14 protein-coding genes are annotated in these 16690 nt (G+C 72.8%); 11 read left to right on the forward strand and 3 right to left on the reverse strand.

Features of this window, described 5'->3' with window-relative positions:
• Nucleotides 1-310 precede the first annotated feature (310 nt).
• Complete coding sequence (locus tag OG519_RS16430) at nt 311-1798, forward strand: SpoIIE family protein phosphatase (protein ID WP_405583969.1); 1488 nt, start codon at nt 311-313, stop codon at nt 1796-1798.
• A 173-nt stretch (nt 1799-1971) separates the two neighbouring features.
• Entirely contained in the window at nt 1972-3429 is a 1458-nt protein-coding gene (locus OG519_RS16435) for an aminopeptidase P family protein (RefSeq protein WP_405583972.1), read from the forward strand.
• 165 nt (nt 3430-3594) lie between these two features.
• Here OG519_RS16435 and OG519_RS16440 read toward each other — a convergent pair whose 3' ends face one another.
• Nucleotides 3595-4035 (reverse strand): ATP-binding protein, encoded by a 441-nt coding sequence (locus OG519_RS16440; RefSeq protein WP_405583975.1) that lies wholly within the window; start codon nt 4033-4035, stop codon nt 3595-3597.
• Between the two features lie 205 nt (nt 4036-4240).
• Between OG519_RS16440 and OG519_RS16445 the strand changes: the two genes are divergently transcribed.
• The 9 genes from OG519_RS16445 to OG519_RS16485 all read left to right on the forward strand — a co-directional run bounded on the left by OG519_RS16445 (nt 4241) and on the right by OG519_RS16485 (nt 15049).
• Complete coding sequence (locus OG519_RS16445; RefSeq protein ID WP_405583978.1) at nt 4241-5212, forward strand: hypothetical protein; 972 nt, start codon at nt 4241-4243, stop codon at nt 5210-5212.
• A 175-nt stretch (nt 5213-5387) separates the two neighbouring features.
• Entirely contained in the window at nt 5388-6206 is an 819-nt protein-coding gene (locus tag OG519_RS16450; RefSeq protein ID WP_405583981.1) for a YcnI family protein, read from the forward strand.
• 259 nt (nt 6207-6465) lie between these two features.
• Entirely contained in the window at nt 6466-7137 is a 672-nt protein-coding gene (locus OG519_RS16455; protein WP_405583983.1) for an SCO family protein, read from the forward strand.
• Complete coding sequence (locus tag OG519_RS16460; protein WP_405583986.1) at nt 7134-7625, forward strand: copper chaperone PCu(A)C; 492 nt, start codon at nt 7134-7136, stop codon at nt 7623-7625. The genes OG519_RS16455 and OG519_RS16460 overlap by 4 nt, the downstream gene beginning before the upstream one ends.
• A 7-nt stretch (nt 7626-7632) precedes the next feature.
• Nucleotides 7633-9738: a copper resistance protein CopC gene (locus OG519_RS16465; RefSeq protein ID WP_405583989.1), complete on the forward strand. Its 2106-nt coding sequence runs from the start codon at nt 7633-7635 to the stop codon at nt 9736-9738.
• Nucleotides 9735-11177, forward strand: a complete 1443-nt coding sequence (gene efeB, locus OG519_RS16470) for an iron uptake transporter deferrochelatase/peroxidase subunit (RefSeq protein ID WP_405583991.1) — start codon at nt 9735-9737, stop codon at nt 11175-11177. The genes OG519_RS16465 and efeB overlap by 4 nt, the downstream gene beginning before the upstream one ends.
• 188 nt (nt 11178-11365) lie before the next feature.
• Nucleotides 11366-12295, forward strand: coding sequence for a prephenate dehydratase (pheA, locus tag OG519_RS16475; protein WP_405583993.1), 930 nt, complete (start codon nt 11366-11368; stop codon nt 12293-12295).
• A gap of 622 nt (nt 12296-12917) precedes the next feature.
• Entirely contained in the window at nt 12918-14216 is a 1299-nt protein-coding gene (serS, locus tag OG519_RS16480) for a serine--tRNA ligase (protein WP_405583995.1), read from the forward strand.
• Nucleotides 14213-15049, forward strand: coding sequence for an HAD family hydrolase (locus OG519_RS16485; RefSeq protein ID WP_405583997.1), 837 nt, complete (start codon nt 14213-14215; stop codon nt 15047-15049). The genes serS and OG519_RS16485 overlap by 4 nt, the downstream gene beginning before the upstream one ends.
• Here OG519_RS16485 and OG519_RS16490 read toward each other — a convergent pair.
• Both OG519_RS16490 and OG519_RS16495 read right to left on the reverse strand, forming a co-directional pair.
• Nucleotides 14982-15728, reverse strand: coding sequence for a rhomboid-like protein (locus OG519_RS16490; protein ID WP_405583999.1), 747 nt, complete (start codon nt 15726-15728; stop codon nt 14982-14984). The two genes, OG519_RS16485 and OG519_RS16490, sit on opposite strands and share 68 nt — an antisense overlap.
• Before the next feature lie 167 nt (nt 15729-15895).
• Complete coding sequence (locus OG519_RS16495; protein ID WP_405592765.1) at nt 15896-16639, reverse strand: ABC transporter permease subunit; 744 nt, start codon at nt 16637-16639, stop codon at nt 15896-15898.
• Nucleotides 16640-16690 lie beyond the last annotated feature (51 nt).

Consider the following 16690-nt stretch of genomic DNA (forward strand, 5'->3'; position numbering starts at 1 on the left):
TGTTGGCTGGGATCAGTCGACAGCGCGCATGAGGCGGGGGTGGCCTTTTCCAGCCAACTTCCGGCCACCGTTTCCGCCAACTTACGGCCAGGACCCCGCCCACCGCAAGGCCCGTGCTCAACTCCGACACCTTTCCCGCTACCGGGACAATCCTGGACATGCCCATTAGCGTGCGTGTAGAAGTGGGTTCCTGATAGCGGCGCAGCACGACATGGGGGTTTGCAATGCTATTCGTGCGGAAACTCCGCGTATTGCGGACGAAAAACGCTCATTGCCCCGCCCGTCGGCCGCCGACCGCGAGCCTCCGGCCATGAGCCCCGCCCACGTGAGAAAAGTGGCTGGAACGAAGCCACCGGCTTCCGGATCGGCGCAAAATGTGGCCGCCCCGTTTCCCCCGTCGGCCCCGATCGGCGCCACGTCGAGCACATCCGCCACCATCGCCGCACCGGGAACGGCTGGCCCGGCCGGCCCCCGCACCTCGGCGCTCGCCCCCGGCGCCGACACCGACCACGATCTGGCCGTACGGGACCGGCTTGCCGCCTGGGTCTGCGATCTGTCACTGCTGCACGAGCTGACCGAGTGCCTCGCCCGGACCAGCACCCTGGACGAGACGCTGCGTGAGGTGCTGCGGGCCGGGGCGTCCCTGGTCGGCGCCGGGCGCGGCCTGGTGGCCCTGGATCCGGCGGACGGACTCGGCCCCGACCTCACGGTGGGCCTCGGCCTCGGCCATGCCGATCTCGGCACCCTGGAGACGGTCCGGCACATCGGGGCAGACCGTCTCCAGGATGCCGACGTCGGCTTCAGCCTCGGGCCCGGCCTTGAGGAGACGCTGCTGCGCGACCTGCGGCACGATCCGGCGCTCACCCCCCGCCACCGCGAGGTCGCCGCCCATCTCGGCCTCGGCGCCAGTTACGCGCTCGGCCTGATGGCCGCGGATGGCCGGCTCGGCACCGCCGTCTGGTTCTTCGACGAACCCGCCGCGCCCACCGACCGCAGGCGCCGGCTGGCCGGCCTCTATCTGCGCTTCGCCGCCGAACACATCGCGCGCTGCCTCGACCTGCGCCGGGCCCGGCGGGTCACCGCGGCGCTCGCCGCCGAACTGCTGCCCGCCCGGCTGCCGCGGGTGCCCGGGGTACGGATGGCCGTCCGGCACAGCGCGGGGCCGCGCGGCGGCGGCGACTGGTACGACGCGCTGCCGCTGCCCGAGGGGGCGCTCGGCCTGACCGTCGGCGGGGTGACCGGCACCGGTCCGGGCGCGGTCGCCGCGATGGGCCGGCTGCGCGCGTCGCTGCGGGCGTACGCGGTGATGGAGGGCGAGGACCCGGTGGCCGTGCTCTCCGACCTGGAACTGCTGATGCGGCTGACCGAGCCGGCCCGCTCGGCGACCGCCCTCTTCGGCTATGTGTCGGCCGAGGCCGCCGGTGGCCGCAAGCTGACCCTGGCCGGGGCCGGACACTGTCCGCCGCTGCTGGTCGGCGAGCACCGCTGCGAATACGTGGAGACCTCGCTCTCCGCCCCGCTGAACATGCTGAGCTGCTGGGAGGCGCCCAGCGTGGAGCTGCGGGTACGGCCCGCCGAGAGCCTGCTGTTCTTCACCGACGGCCTGCTGCACCGTACCGGCGAGTCCGCCGACCTGGCCTTCGCCGGCCTGCGCGCGGCCGCGCGGAGCGCGCCGGACTCCGTACGCGCGGACCCGGAACGGCTCGCCGACCACGTCCTGGACGCCGTACTGCCGGGCGGTCTGGACCGGGCGGGCGGGGCGGAGGACCTGGTGCTGCTGGTGGCCCGCTTCGAGTGAAGGTGCCTGGGGGGCGAGGGCGGGCGACGGCAGACGGGGGCGGGCGAGTGATGGCGGGGGCGGGCCGGTGATGACAGCGGGCCCGCCGCCGCCTTCTTGTCCCCCTTGCCGCCGCACATACGATGAGTGGAAGGTTTCATCGGGACGTACCACGACGTACCAGGAGGCAAGAAGTGGCGGAAGCCCGGGACACGCCGGTGGCGGCGCAGGACAAGCCCATCAAACAGCGGAAGAACGGGCTGTACCCGGCAGTGTCCGACGAACTGGCGGCCGTCATGAAGACCGGCTGGGCCGACACCGAGCGCCACGGGCTCGACCCCATAGAGCAGGCGCCCTACGCGGCCGCCCGCCGCGCCGCCCTGTCCGCCCGCTTCCCGGGTGAGCGGATCGTGGTCCCGGCCGGCCGACTGCGGACCCGGTCCAATGACACGGAGTACCCGTTCCGCGCCTCGACCGAGTACGTCCACCTCACCGGCGACCAGACGCAGAACGCCGTGCTCGTCCTGGAGCCGCTGGCCGACGGCGGCCACCAGGCCACCGCGTACCTGCTGCCGCGCTCCGACCGGGGGAACGGCGAGTTCTGGCTGGACGGCCAGGGCGAGCTGTGGGTCGGCCGCCGCAACAGCCTGGCGGAGGGCGAGCAGTTGCTCGGGCTCCCCTGCGAGGACGTCCGCACGGTGGCCGCGGCGCTGCGCGAGGCGACCGGCCCGGTCCGGGTGGTCCGCGGGCACGACGCCGGGATCGAGGCGGCCCTCGCCGACAAGGTGACCGCCGAGCGCGACGCCGAGCTGAAGACCTTCCTCTCCGAGCTGCGGCTGATCAAGGACGCGTACGAGATCGGCGAGTTGCAGAAGGCGTGCGACTCCACCGCCCGCGGCTTCGAGGACGTCGTGAAGGTGCTGGACCGGGCCGAGGCCACCTCGGAGCGCTGGATCGAGGGCACCTTCTTCCTGCGGGCCCGCGTCGAGGGCAACGACATCGGCTACGGCTCCATCTGCGCGGCCGGCCCGCACGCGACCACCCTGCACTGGGTGCGCAACGACGGCCCGGTCCGCTCCGGCGAACTGCTGCTGCTCGACGCGGGGGTGGAGACCACCTCCCTCTACACCGCGGACGTCACCCGCACCCTGCCGATCAACGGGCGCTACACCCCCGTCCAGCGGAAGATCTACGACGCGGTCTACGACGCGCAGGAGGCCGGGATAGCCGCGGTCAAGCCCGGCGCGAACTACCGCGACTTCCACGAGGCGGCCCAGCGGGTGCTCGCCGAACGGCTGGTGGCCTGGGGACTGCTCGACGGGCCGGTCGAGCGGGTGCTCGAACTCGCCCTCCAGCGCCGCTGGACGCTGCACGGGACCGGTCACATGCTCGGCCTCGACGTGCACGACTGCGCCCAGGCGCGGACCGACGCCTATGTGAACTGCACGCTGGAGCCGGGCATGGTGCTCACGGTGGAGCCGGGCCTGTACTTCCAGCCGGACGACCTGACGGTGCCGGCCGAGTACCGCGGCATCGGGGTGCGGATCGAGGACGACATCCTGGTCACCGAGTCCGGCGCCCGCAATCTCTCGGACGGTCTGCCGCGACAGGCGGACGAGGTCGAGGCGTGGATGGCGGGCCTGCGCGGCTGAGCGGGTCCTGAAGGGGGGCCGGGGGCCGTACGCCGCCTGATGCGGGGACCCCGGCCCGGCCCGCCACCGCGAAGCCGCGGGGCTGCGAAGCCGCGGGGCCGCGAAGCTACCCGGGCCGGGGAGCCACCGGGCCACGGACCTGGGGAGCTGGGACCCTGGAGAGCTTTACGAAGCCTTCAGCAGCGCGCCGTCCCGCCACTTCAGCACCTTGTCGAAGGCCACGACCGTCCCGTGCCCCGGTCGGTCGTGGAACTGGACGTGGTCCACGAGCGCTTCGATCAGACAGAGCCCCCGCCCGTGCTCGGCGTACTGGCTGCGCGGCGTCGGACGGGCCGGACAAAGAACGCGGTCGCGGGAGAAACCCGGCCCGGAGTCGGCCACTTCGATCCGGCAGTGGTCGCCGTCGATCTGGGCGGTGACGCTGTAGCCCGTGGCGGTTCCGGCGTGTTCCACGGCGTTGGCGCAGGCCTCGGTGAGGGCCACCGAGAGATCGAAGGAGATGTCGGGATCGACCCCGGCCGTCTCCATCGTCCCCAGCAGCAGCCGCCGGGCCAGCGGAACGCTCGCAGCCTCGCGCCGCAAATGGAGTGACCACCAGATGCTCATGCTCCAGCCTCCTGGCTGCGGCTCGACATACGGTTACGTATTGCCGCGAAGGGGCCTCGGTAAGCGTGGTGTTGACGACTAACCCCTCTTTCGGCGGATGCGACACCCCGGCGTATGGGTGTATTGGGACGAGCCGCGCACACCCCCGCGAGCCGGGCACCCGGTGTTTCCAGCGCGAACGCGCGGTGAGAAGATGGCCGCCGTCATGGCTGCCAGTTCCGTCCCCGCCCCTGCCGTGCGCGCAGGCGCCGGTATGCGCCTGCTGCGGGCCGCGGTGTTCACCGCGGTCTGTGTCGTGCTGGCCGCGGCCGGACACACCATGGCCTCCGGTCGTACGGTGCCCGCCTGGGCACTGGCCTTCGGCTGGCTCGCGGTCTTCGCGGTCGTGGCCCCGCTGGCCGGCCGGGAACGGACCCTGCCGGGGATCGCGGCGCTGCTCGCGGTGGGGCAGGTGGCCCTGCACGCGGTCTTCAACATCGGGCAGATCTGTGCGGCTTCGGCGCTCCCCTCGGGGGCTGCGGGAGCTGCTGGGCCTTCCGGGCTCGCTGGGTCCGGGGCAGCCGGTTCCTCGCCGAGTGGGCTGATGGCGGTCGCCGCCCGTCTGGTGTGCGGCAACAACGGACCGCGGCTCACCCCCTCGGCCGCCCGCCAGGTGGTGGTACGGGCCGGGCTCGACCCGGCGGCGCTCGGCGCCCAGCTCCACCTGCCCGGGACGGACCTGACGGGGGCTCGGTCGGCGGCCGCGTCGGGCCTTGCCGGTATGCCCGGTATGCCAGGTATGCCGAGCATGGCGGGCGTCCCTCATGTCACGGGTGTGCCCGGCGGCGGGCGGCCCGCCATGGCGGTCGCGATGACCATGTGCTCGGTGCCCATGCTGCTCGGCCACCTGCTGGCCGCGCTGGTCGCGGGCTGGCTGCTGCGCCGCGGCGAAGCGGCCCTCTGGCGGCTGGTCCGGCTCTCGGTGCGCGGCGCGGCGAGCCTGACGGACCGGTCCGGGCTCTCCCCGGCCACGCTGCGCCTCGCGTACGCGCTGCTGTCCGCGCTCTCCGCCGGCGTGCCGTACGCGTGGCGGCGGATCCGGTGCGTCACCCGGGGAGCGGCCGTCCGGCACCGTACGGTCTGGCTACGGCACGGTCTGGCCAGACGCGGGCCGCCGTCGGTGGTCCTCGCGGCCTGACGCGCCCGCTCGCTCCCCTGTGGTGGACCGACGGCGCGGGTGGCCGCCGGCCGCCGCCGCGTACCCGAGGGGTGATCCGCGGGTCAGGTGGCGGCCCGAGTCCCGCCACCGCCCGGTGCGGTGCGCGGGTGCCACGTCACCGTCAGCACCACTTCACCGTGGAGAAACCACTGCCATGAGCAGCTCACGTACCCGCGGCCGGGCCGCGACCGTCGCCGTACTCGCGGGGTCGGCCGTCGCGCTGGCCGCCGCGCCCGCTTTCGCGCATGTGACCGTGACGCCGAACACCGCCCCCAAGGGCGGCTACAGCACGGTGTCCTTCAAGGTCCCCAACGAGGAGGACAGCGCCGCCACCGTCAAGCTGGAGGTCAACCTGCCGGTGGACCACCCGATCGCGTCGGTCTCCATTCAGCCGGTGCCCGGCTGGACCGCGCGGGTCACGACGTCCAAGCTGGCCACGCCGCTCAAGAACGACGACGGCACGGTCGACCAGGCCGTCACCAAGATCACCTGGAGCGGCGGGAAGATCGCGCCCGGGCAGTTCCAGCAGTTCCCGGTGTCGTTGGGCCCGCTGCCGTCCGACGCCGACGCGCTGACCTTCAAGGCGCTCCAGACGTACGACAACGGTGACGTCGTGCGCTGGATCGAGGTCCCGCAGCCGGGCCAGGCGGAACCGGAGAACCCGGCGCCCACGCTGGTGCTGACCGCGGCCGCGGGCACGGCGCCCGCGACGGCCGGGACGACGGCCGGGAGCACGGCGGGCACCGCCGCTCAGGCGCCGGCCGGCGACTCCGGTGGCGGCAAGACGGTGGCACCGGCCGCCGACGCCGCCCCCGCCTCCGTCGACAGCAGTGACGGTACGGCCAGGGCGCTCGGCATCGTCGGGATCGTCGTCGGCGTCATCGGCGTCGGCTTCGGGCTGTTCGCGGGCCGGCGCCGCGCGCCGGCGGGCACCGGGCCGTCCGGCGGTTCGCCGTCCGGACCGGCGGTCTGATCCGTTCGACCCGCCGCGCCCGACCCCTTATCAGGGTCGTCGTCAGGTTCGTCGGCAAAGCCGGGTGGTCCCGCCTCCGCGCGGGGCCGCCCGGCCCCCGGGGCCAAGCTCCGAGCCCCCGGCCGTTGCGGCCCCGGGCCCCGGACGCCGCTGGAAGCCCTCGAAGCCTCTCGAAGTCCTGAAGCCCCAAGCTCCGCAATGCCCCAAGCGTCCTCAACCCCTCAAGCCCCCTGAAGCCCCTGAAAAAGGAACCGCCTTCATGCGCACCACCCTCAAGCTCGGCAGCGCCGTCGCCGCGCTCACCGCCGCCTCCGCCCTGCTGCTGACCGGCTGCGGCGGCTCGTCGGACAACGCCGGCGTCACCTCGGACGCGGGCAACGTGGCGGCCGTGGCCGGCTCCCAGCAGGCCGGCACGCTGCTCGACACCCCGTTCGCCAAGCCGAACCTGGTGCTCACCGACAACCACGGCAAGCCCTTCGACCTGGTGAAGCAGACCGCGGGCGACCCGATGCTGCTCTTCTTCGGCTACACGCACTGCCCCGACGTCTGCCCGACCACCATGAGCGACATCGCGCTCGCCAAGTCCCACCTCCCCAAGGCCGACCAGAGCAAGCTGCGGGTGGTCTTCGTCAGCTCCGACCCCGAGCGGGACACCCCGGCCCGGCTCAACGAGTGGCTGGGCGCGATGGACAAGAGCTTCATCGGCCTGACCGGCAAGTTCGCCACCATCCAGGCCGCCGCGCGGACGGTCGGGGTCGGCATCGACCCGCCGGTGAAGGAGAAGGACGGCAGCGTCACCGTCACCCACGGCGCCGAGGTGCTGGCCTTCTGGCCGAAGGACAACAAGGGCCATGTGCTCTACATGTCCGGCACCACCGCCGAGCAGTTCCAGCACGACCTGCCGAAGATCATCAGGAGTGAGGCCCCGTGAGGCGGCGGGCCGCGCTGGCCGGCGCGCTCGGCGGCGGCGCGGCCGTGCTGGTCGCGGCGGCCGCCGGGCTGGTGCTGACCCACTACACCGCCGGCAGCGCCTCGGCGCAGACCCCGGCCAAGCTCTCGGTCAGCGGCGGCTACATACCCCAGCCGCTCCTCACCGACCTGGCCGCCGCGTACTTCACCGTCACCAACTCCGGTGGCTCGGCGGCCGAACTCACCTCGGTCAGCACGCCGCTCGCCGCGCACGTCACGCTGCACACCACCACCGGCACCACCATGGAACAGGTCGGCGCGCTGACCGTGCCGGCCCACGGCCGGCTCACCCTCGGCGTCGGCGGCAACCACCTGATGCTGGAGAACCTCGACCGCAAGCCGCGGGTCGGTGCCAAGGTGACGCTGACCCTGCGCTTCACCCATGCCACGCCCGCCACGATGACCGTCACCGTGCCGGTGCGACCGACGACGTACCACCCGGAGGGCTGAGAAGCCGATGAATCCACGGTCGTACGCGATCCCCCGCCCCGCGCCGGGAGCGCCCACGGCGGCTGGGCGCGGGCCCGCCCGCCGATCGCTGCCGCGCCGGCTCGCCGCCCTCGCGGTCGCTCTCGGCGCGCTGCTCGGACTGCTGCTGGGCACCGCCGCCCCGGCATCCGCGCACGCCGCGCTGATCGGCACCGACCCCGCGCAGAACTCGGTGGTCAAAACGGCGCCGCAGCGGGTGGAGCTCACCTACTCCGAGGGCGTACTGCTCTCCTCGGACAGTCTGCGGGTGCTCGATCCGCGCGGCACGAACGTGGCGGTGGGCGCCCCCGGCCACGCGACCGGCAAGGACGCGGGGGCGACCGCCACGATCGCGCTGCGCACCGGGCTCTCGCAGGGCACGTACACCGTGGCGTGGCGGGCGATCTCGCAGGACAGCCACCCGGTCGCGGGGGCGTTCACCTTCTCCGTCGGCGCGCCCTCCAAGACCACCGTCGACCTGTCGGACCAGGCGGCCGTCGGCGGGGGCGCGGCCGGCACCCTCTACGGGATCGGCCGCTTCCTCGCGTACGCCGGGTTCGCGCTGCTGGTCGGCGGCTCGGTGTTCCTGTCGGTGTGCTGGCCCAAGGGCGCCCTGCTGCGCCCGATGCGGCGGATCGCCACCACCGGCTGGGTCACCATGGTCGTGGCGACCATCGCGCTGATCATGCTGCGCGGCCCCTACGTCAACGGCAAGGGCCTCGGCCAGGCCTTCGACGTGGAGGTGATGCGGGCCCAGTTGGAGACGAGACCGGGCGCCGCCCTGATCTCCCGGCTGCTGCTGCTCGCCGCGGCGGCCGTCTTCCTCGCGGTGCTCTTCGGCAGCTACGCCAAACGCGAGGACCCGGCCGAGCGGGCCGATCTGGCCTGGGGGCTGGGTATCGGCGGCGGCGTGGTCGCGGTCGGCATCGCCGCCACCTGGGCGATGGCCGAGCACGCCTCGGTCGGCATCCAGCGCAAGGTGGCCATGCCGGTGGACGTGGTGCACCTGCTGTCGATGGCGGTCTGGCTCGGCGGCCTGATCACCTTGCTGACGGCGCTGTGGGCGCCGTCGATGGCGGGCGCGGTCGACCGGTCGGCGATCCGCCGCTTCTCCACCCTCGCGCTGAGCGCGGTCACCGCGCTGATCGCCAGCGGTACGTATCAGGCGTGGCGGCAGATGGGCAGTTGGCGGGCATTCACCGACACCTCGTACGGGCGGCTGCTGCTGATCAAGATCTGCCTGGTGTGCGTGCTGGTGGGGGTGGCGTGGTTCTCCCGGCGCTGGACGCGGGAGATCGGGCAGCGGGGGGCGGCGGGGATGGCGACGGCGTCGGTACCGGCGGCCCGCGTCAAGTCGGCTCCGGTGAAGGCAGAAGAGGCGGCGGGCGTGGCGTCCGGCGTAGCGGAGCCGGTGGGCGCGGGCGCCGGAAGCGGGGGTCCGGAGACCGGGGGCGGCGGGGGAAGCGCGGGGGCCGGGGGAGCCGAGCGCGCCGTCCAGTTGCGGCGTCAGCAGGCCGCCCGCAGCGCCGCGCAGGCCCGCAAAGTGCGGGACGCCGACCCGGCACGCGGCGCGCTGCGCCGGTCGGTACTGGCCGAGGTGGTGGTGGCCGCCGCACTGCTCACGGTCACCACGCTGCTGACCGGTGCGCAGCCGGGCCGGGCCGCGGAGGAGCAGAAGGGGCTGGCGGCGGCACCGACCGCACCCGCGGCCGGGGCGGGCGCGCCTTCGGCCGGTACGGGGGTGCCCACGCAGATCGCGCTGGACATCCCCTACGACACCGGCGGTCCGAACGGCAAGGGCACGGCGGGCTTCGCGATGTCGCCCGCCCGGGCCGGCACCCCCAACGAGATCCATCTGCTCCTCACCGACCCGGGCAACAAGCCGGTGGACGTGCCCGAGGTGCGGGTGGCCTTCACCCTGCCCGCGCAGCACCTCGGGCCCATCCAGGTCCCGCTGCACCGCCTCGACAACGGCCACTGGACGGCGAGCGGCGTGCAGCTTCCGCTACCGGGCGACTGGCAGTTGTCGGTGACCGTCCGCACCTCCGACATCGACGAAGTGACCGTGACCAAGAACGTACGGGTGGGTTCATGAGCAAGCGCAATCCGGTCCCGCCGCCCAAGCCCGCCGCGTCCGCGGGCCGGGACAGCGGCACCGAGCGGGGTGACCGTACCCGGCAGGGCGACCGTGCCGGTCGAGGCGGCAGCACCGACCAGAGCGGCGGCGCGCGGCAGGACGGCGGCACCGGACACAGCGGCGGCACGGGTGGGGACGGCGGCGCCGGACAGAGCGGCGGGCCCACTCGTCGGCGGCTGCTCGGCTCCGTGGGTGCGGCCGGCGCGGCCGGGCTGGTGATCGGTGGTGGGGCGGGGGCCGGGACCGCGGTCGCCGCCCGGCGGGAGCCGACCGCGCTGGACAGCGTGGGCAGCGGCCACATTCCCTTCGAGGGGGCCCGGCAGGCCGGTATCGTCGAGCCCGCGCAGGCCCGCGGGCATCTGGTCGCCTTCGACCTGGCGCCCGGGGCGGACCGGCGGGCCGCCGCCGGCCTGCTGCGGCGCTGGTCGGACGCGGCCCGGGAGATGACCGGCGCGGGCCGGCCGGCGACCCCGGCTCTCTACGACGACCAGGTGGCCGACGACGCCGGCCCCTCCTCGCTGACCATCACTTTCGGCTTCGGCCGCACCTTCTTCGGCCGCACCGGGCTGACCGCCCACCTCCCGCAGGCGCTCGCCCCGCTGCCGGACTTCCCGGCCGACGCGCTCGACCCGCGGCGCAGTAACGGCGACCTGTGGGTGCAGATCGGCGCCGATGACGCGCTCGTCGCCTTCCACGCCCTGCGGGTGCTCCAGAAGGCGGCCCGCGGCACGGCCTCGGTCCGCTGGCAGATGAACGGCTTCAACCGCACCCCGGGCGCCACGGCCCGGCCGATGACGGTACGCAACCTGATGGGGCAGATCGACGGCACCAACAACCCCAAGCCGACCGACCCGGACTTCGACCGCAAGGTCTTCGTACCGGCAGGCGGGCTGCCGGACTCCTCCCCGGCCTGGATGGCCCAGGGGTCGTACGCGGTGGTGCGGCGGATCCGGATGCTGCTGGATTCCTGGGACCACCTCTCGGTGGAGCGCCAGGAGAAGGTGATCGGGCGGCGCAAGTCCGACGGCGCGCCGCTCTCCGGCGGTACCGAGACCACCAAGGTGGACCTGGCGAAGCTCACCGTCGACGGCTCGCTCGCCATCGCCGGTGACGCGCACATCAGGGTGGCCGCCGCGGCCTCCAACAGTGGCGCGGCCATGCTGCGGCGCGGCTTCTCGTACCACGACGGCATCGGCGACGACGGCACGCCCGACGCCGGCCTGCTCTTCGTCGCCTGGCAGGCGGATCCGCTGCGCGGCTTCGTGCCGGTGCAGCGCAAGCTCGACGGGGCCGACGGTCTTTCGCGCTTCCTGCGGCACGAGGCGAGCGGCCTGTTCGCGGTGCCGGGCGGCGCCGGTCCCGGCGAGTACGTCGGCCAGCGACTGCTGGAGGGGTGACCAACCGCCCTGCCGTGCCGTGTTCCACGTGGAACACGGCACGGCAGGGGGAGCCCGGGGCGGGCCCGCCCCGGCCCACCGGCATGTCGGGCCGCCGGAACAGGCAGGGCTGCCAGAGCAGTAGCAGGGCGACCAGCCGGCACCGGCAGCCGGACCGCACCGCCGCGCAGGGCCATTAGGCTGACGTCATGTCAGCCGCGAGCCGCTACACGTACTTGGGACCGGCCGGGACCTTCACCGAGGCCGCGCTCCGTACGCTGCCCGAGTCGGCCACCCGTGAGCTGATCCCGATGGCGTCGGTGCCGGCCGCGATGGACGCGGTGCGCACCGGGGAGGCGGGCGGGGCGCTCGTCCCCATCGAGAACTCGGTGGAGGGCGGCATCACCGCCACCCTGGACCAACTCGCCTTCGGTGAGCCGCTGATGATCTACCGCGAGGTGCTGCTGCCGATCGCCTTCGCGCTGCTGGTCCGGCCCGGTACCGGGCTGTCGGACGTCAAGACCGTCGCGGGCCACCAGGCGGCGCAGGCGCAGGTACGCGACTGGCTGGCCGCCAATCTGCCCGATGCCCACTGGGAGTCGGCGCTCTCCAACGCGGACGGCGCCCGACTGGTGCAGGAGGGCCGTTACGACGCGGCGTTCGCCGGCGAGTTCGCCGGGCCGACGTACGGGCTCGAGCCGCTGGCCACCGACATCAGAGACGCGCAGAACGCCACCACCCGCTTCGTCCTGGTCGGCCGGCCGTCCCGGCTGGCGGCGCCGACCGGCGCCGACAAGACCTCGGCGGTCTTCTGGCTGCGCGACGACCATCCGGGCGCGCTGCTCGAACTGCTCCAGGAATTCGCGATCCGCGGCGTCGATCTGAGCCGGATCGAGTCCCGGCCGACCGGTGAGGGGCTGGGCCGCTACTGCTTCTCGGTGGACGCCGAGGGGCATCTCACCGACCGCCGGGTCGGCGATGCGTTGATGGGACTACGGCGACGCTGTCTGAATGTACGATTCCTCGGTTCGTATCCCCGGGCCGACGAGGTGGGGGTTCAGGTGCGGCGGGGGACCACGGACACCGAGTTCACCGAGGCCGCGGACTGGCTGAACCGCACCCTGGACGGTCGTGGCTGAGGCCCTGTCGCGCGACCCGCTGATCGGGCGGGGAACGGACGGGTGAGCGGGCTACCGAGCCGGTGGGTGAGTTGTCCACCAAGTTATCCACAGGCTGACCCGGTTGCCTGTGGGTAAGTTGCGGACAAGTCGATACAGCAACCCGGCCCAAGCTGATCTTGTCGACAAATTGGTACACATCGATCACCCGAGGCCAGAGTGGCCCACCGCACTCACGTCACCCCAATTCCCCCCGGCAATCCCCCGAAGGGAAGATTTCTCACTCCAAAGAGAGTGTGAGTCGGGTTTGGACGGGGAATCCATGGCCGAGCATCGGGCCCGGAAAAAGATCTTCGCCCTTCTCCACAGATCTTCCCCACACCCTGTGGACAACGAACAGGAATCCCGGCCGCCCTGTGGATAACTCACACAGAAAGCCGCCGCCAGAGGCCATCGGCCGGTCAATCAACTCCGGTTCTCCACAAGGCCGCTGACTCGGACGTGGGAGCGACCCCATAACGTTGACGAGTGGCTTTTCATTACTTTTACTGACACATCTCGCTTTCTTCGCCAAACGGACAAAAGCTAATATTCCGTTGTTTCCGCGTCGCGTCCCGGAGCCGCGCCCCGGTAACCTGGAACCGTGATTGACCTTCGCCTGCTCCGTGAGGACCCCGACCGTGTGCGCGCTTCCCAGCGCGCCCGTGGAGAGGACGTCGGCCTCGTCGACGCCCTGCTCTCCGCCGACGAAGCGCGCAGGTCGTCCGGTTCCCGCTTCGACCAGCTCCGCGCCGAGCAGCGGCAACTGGGCAAGCTGATCCCCAAGGCCCAGGGCGACGAGAAGGCCGATCTCCTCAAGCGCGCCAAGGAGCTGGCCGACGCGGTGAAGGCGGCCGACGCCGAACAGCACGAGGCCGCCGAGCAGGCGCGGGAACTGCTGCTCAAGCTCGGCAACGTCATCCACCCGGAAACGCCGATCGGCGGCGAGGAGGACTTCGTCGTCCTGGAGCAGCACGGCGTGCCGCGCGACTTCGCCGCCGAGGGCTTCGAGCCCAAGGACCACCTGGAGCTCGGCGAGCTGCTGGGCGCCATCGACATGGACCGCGGCGCCAAAGTGTCCGGGTCGCGCTTCTACTTCCTGACCGGCATCGGCGCCCTGCTGGAGCTTGCCCTGGTCAACGCGGCCGTGGCGCAGGCCGGCGCGGCCGGCTTCACCCCGATGCTCACCCCCAACCTGGTCAAGCCGGCCGCGATGGCCGGCACCGGCTACCTCGGCCAGGTCGACGACGACGTCTACCACCTGGAGAAGGACGACCTCTATCTGGTCGGCACCTCCGAGGTGCCGCTCGCCGCCTACCACATGGACGAGATCCTTGACGCCGGCCGACTGCCGCTGCGCTACGCCGGCTTCTCGCCGTGCTATCGGCGCGAGGCGGGCTCGTACGGCAAGGACACCCGCGGCATCATCCGGGTGCACCAGTTCGAGAAGGTGGAGATGTTCGTCTTCACCACGCCGGAGGACGCCGAGTCCGAGCACCAGCGGCTGCTGGCCTGGGAGAAGCAGTGGCTCTCCGCGCTCGAGCTGCCGTTCCAGGTGATCGAGCTGGCCTCCGGCGACCTGGGCCTTTCGGCGTCGCGGAAGTTCGACTGCGAGGCGTGGATCCCCTCCCAGGGCAAATACCGCGAGCTGACCTCGACCTCCAACACCACCGAGTTCCAGTCCCGGCGGCTCAACATCCGGCTGCGGGACAGCGACGGCACCCGGCCGCTGGCCACGCTCAACGGCACGCTGTGCGCGGTGCCGCGGACCATCGTGGCGATCCTGGAGAACCACCAGCTCGCCGACGGTTCGGTGCGCGTACCGGAGATCCTGCGGCCGTATCTCGGTGGCCGCGAGGTACTGGAACCCGTCCGGCCCGCCGCGGCCTCCACCGCCAAGTGAGCGCCGGCGACGGTTCCACCTCGGACGCCCTGCCGTACCGACTGGTCGCCACCGATCTGGACGGCACGCTGCTGCGCGCCGACCACACCGTCTCGCAGCCCACCCGGGACGCCCTCACCGCCGTAGCCGCGGCGGGCGCGGCGCACATCGTCGTCACCGGCCGGGCCGTGCCCTGGACGCAGGACATCCTGGCCGACCTCGGCTACGAGGGCCTGGCCGTGTGCGGCCAGGGCGGGCAGGTCTACGACGCGGGCGCGCGCAAACTGCTGACCTCGGTGACGCTGGACCGGCAGCTCGCCGCACTGGCGGTGGCGAAGATCGAGGCCCAGGTGGGGCGGCTCGCGGTGGCCGCCAGCCGGGACGGGCTCACCGGCGAGGTGCTTGTCGGCGAGGGCTACGTCCATCTTCCGGAGCTGCCGGTCACCCGGGTGGCCCGGGTCGAGGAGCTGTGGACCGAACCGATCAACAAGGTCTACATCCAGCATCCCGGTGGCCTCTCGGACGACGAGCTGGCGGAGGCGGCGCGGACGGTCGCCGGCGACCTGGTGGGCGTCACCATGGCGGGCGCGGGCATGGTCGAGCTGCTGCCGCTGGGGCTGACCAAGGCGACCGGCCTGTCGCTGGCCGCCCGGCGGCTCGGCCGCACACCCGCCGAGACCATCGCCTTCGGCGACATGCCCAACGACATCCCGATGTTCGCCTGGGCGGGGTACGGGGTGGCCATGGCCAACGCCCACAGCGATCTCAAGGCGGTCGCCGACGAGGTCACCGCCTCCAACGAGGAGGACGGGATCGCGAAAGTGCTGCGCCGGGTGTTCGCCCTGGAAGGGTGACCGCGTAACAGCACAGGCCGATCACCACGGCCGTCAGATGGCCCAGGTCGGTGAAGGTGCGGTGCCGGACGAGCTGATCCGCCGGGTAGCCCAGCACCGCCGCCAGATAGCCCCAGCGCCAGGGCCGCGGCACCCGGTAGGCGAGCACACCGACGACACCGGCCAGCCCGTAGCTCACCCCGATGTCGAGGGTGTGGGCCAGTGAGCGCGGCAGCCGGTCGTCGCGGATGCCGAAGAGCACCGCCCGCTGGCTGACGAGTGTGGCCCCGACGTGGGCCATGGCGACGACCAGCAGCCAGCGGGCGGTGCCGAGCCAGCGTTCCGCGGTCGCGTGCACCACTTCGAAGAGCATGGCATACCAGGCGAGGCCGACCGGGGTCTCGATCCACAGGCCGCTGGAGATCAGCACCCTGACCGGGTGACGGCGCAGCTCCACCAGATTGGTGCTGACGCTGTGCAGAAGATAGGAGCGTAGGTGCGGCGACAGCCCGGCGGCCAGGCAACTGGTGAGGGCCAGCACCGCCAGCCAGATGTGGGTGCCCGGCGCCGAGCGGACCCAGTCGGCGAGAAGCCGCCGCGCGTCACCGGGGGTGAGCCGGCGGCGCGAGGCGGCCGGCCGGCACGCGCGGCCCTGCGGGGGCGGGGAGGTCCGCTCGACCTCCGGCGACTTGGGGGCCATCCCCACCAGTCATAGCCGACACCCGGTGCGCCCGCCGGACGAGCGGGCTCACCGGGTGGCAGCGGGCGGCAGCGGTGGCACCGGGTGACTATCGGACGGCACCCGACGGCACCGTGTTCGGCCGGGACCGGGGCCGGGTTCCCTTCAGCCAGGGGGCGGGATCGCGGCTATTCGTCGCCGGCCAGCTTCAGGGTGCGCAGTTTGCGGCCGGCGAACCAGGTGGCCAGCGCGGTGACGGCGGCCAGCAGGACGACCGAGGTCGTCAGCCCCACGTCGGAGCTGACCTGGCCCCCGTCGGCCACCTTCTGCGCGATCGCGAGCGACCACTGCTGGACGCTGAGGGTACGGGCGCCCGGCACGATGTTGCCGATCACCGACTCCCAGACCAGCGCGTAGACGAGGCCGACCACCACCGCGTGCCGGGTGATGACCCCGAGCATCAGGAAGATGGCGGAGTAGGCGACGGAGGCCACCGCCGCCGCGACCGCGAAGGCCACCGCGAGGTTCTGGCTGTTGCCGCCGAGGACGTACCCGGCGAGCAGGGTCGGGACGGCGCAGAAGGCGATGGTGACGCCGATCGCCACCACCAGCTTGGTGGCGATGATCGTGGACCGTTTGACCGGCTTGGCCAGCAGGTAGACGATCGCGCCGTCGTCGATCTCCGGCCCGATCGCGCCCGTACCGGCGATCACCCCGACCAGCGGCACCATCGAACCGAGCGCGAAGCCCTGGAGCAGGTGCGCGGTGGTGGCGTCGTCCGCGCCGGTCAGCGAACGGACCGCGGCGGAGATGATCAGCAGCAGGAGCGGCAGGCCGAAGAGCAGCAGGGCGCGGCGGCGGCCGAGCAGGGCGCGGTAGGTCAGGCGGGCGACAGTGGGATGGTAGAAGGCCGGGCCCGCGGACCGGACCAGTGGCGGGCGGGGGCCGGTCCGGCCGGCGGCCGGGGAGCCGTTGCCTGGGGA

Origin of the sequence: Streptomyces sp. NBC_01190, from assembly GCF_045039895.1 — a bacterium.
Lineage (GTDB): Bacteria > Actinomycetota > Actinomycetes > Streptomycetales > Streptomycetaceae > Actinacidiphila.

Bases quoted from the DNA above. Each gene is read 5' to 3' on its own strand.
- OG519_RS16430 (WP_405583969.1), top strand. From the start codon at position 311: ATGAGCCCCGCCCACGTGAGAAAAGTGGCTGGAACGAAGCCACCGGCT.
- OG519_RS16440 (WP_405583975.1), bottom strand. From the start codon at position 4,035: ATGAGCATCTGGTGGTCACTCCATTTGCGGCGCGAGGCTGCGAGCGTT.
- OG519_RS16445 (WP_405583978.1), top strand. From the start codon at position 4,241: ATGGCTGCCAGTTCCGTCCCCGCCCCTGCCGTGCGCGCAGGCGCCGGT.
- OG519_RS16450 (WP_405583981.1), top strand. From the start codon at position 5,388: ATGAGCAGCTCACGTACCCGCGGCCGGGCCGCGACCGTCGCCGTACTC.
- OG519_RS16455 (WP_405583983.1), top strand. From the start codon at position 6,466: ATGCGCACCACCCTCAAGCTCGGCAGCGCCGTCGCCGCGCTCACCGCC.
- OG519_RS16465 (WP_405583989.1), top strand. From the start codon at position 7,633: ATGAATCCACGGTCGTACGCGATCCCCCGCCCCGCGCCGGGAGCGCCC.
- efeB (WP_405583991.1), top strand. From the start codon at position 9,735: ATGAGCAAGCGCAATCCGGTCCCGCCGCCCAAGCCCGCCGCGTCCGCG.
- pheA (WP_405583993.1), top strand. From the start codon at position 11,366: ATGTCAGCCGCGAGCCGCTACACGTACTTGGGACCGGCCGGGACCTTC.
- OG519_RS16490 (WP_405583999.1), bottom strand. From the start codon at position 15,728: ATGGCCCCCAAGTCGCCGGAGGTCGAGCGGACCTCCCCGCCCCCGCAG.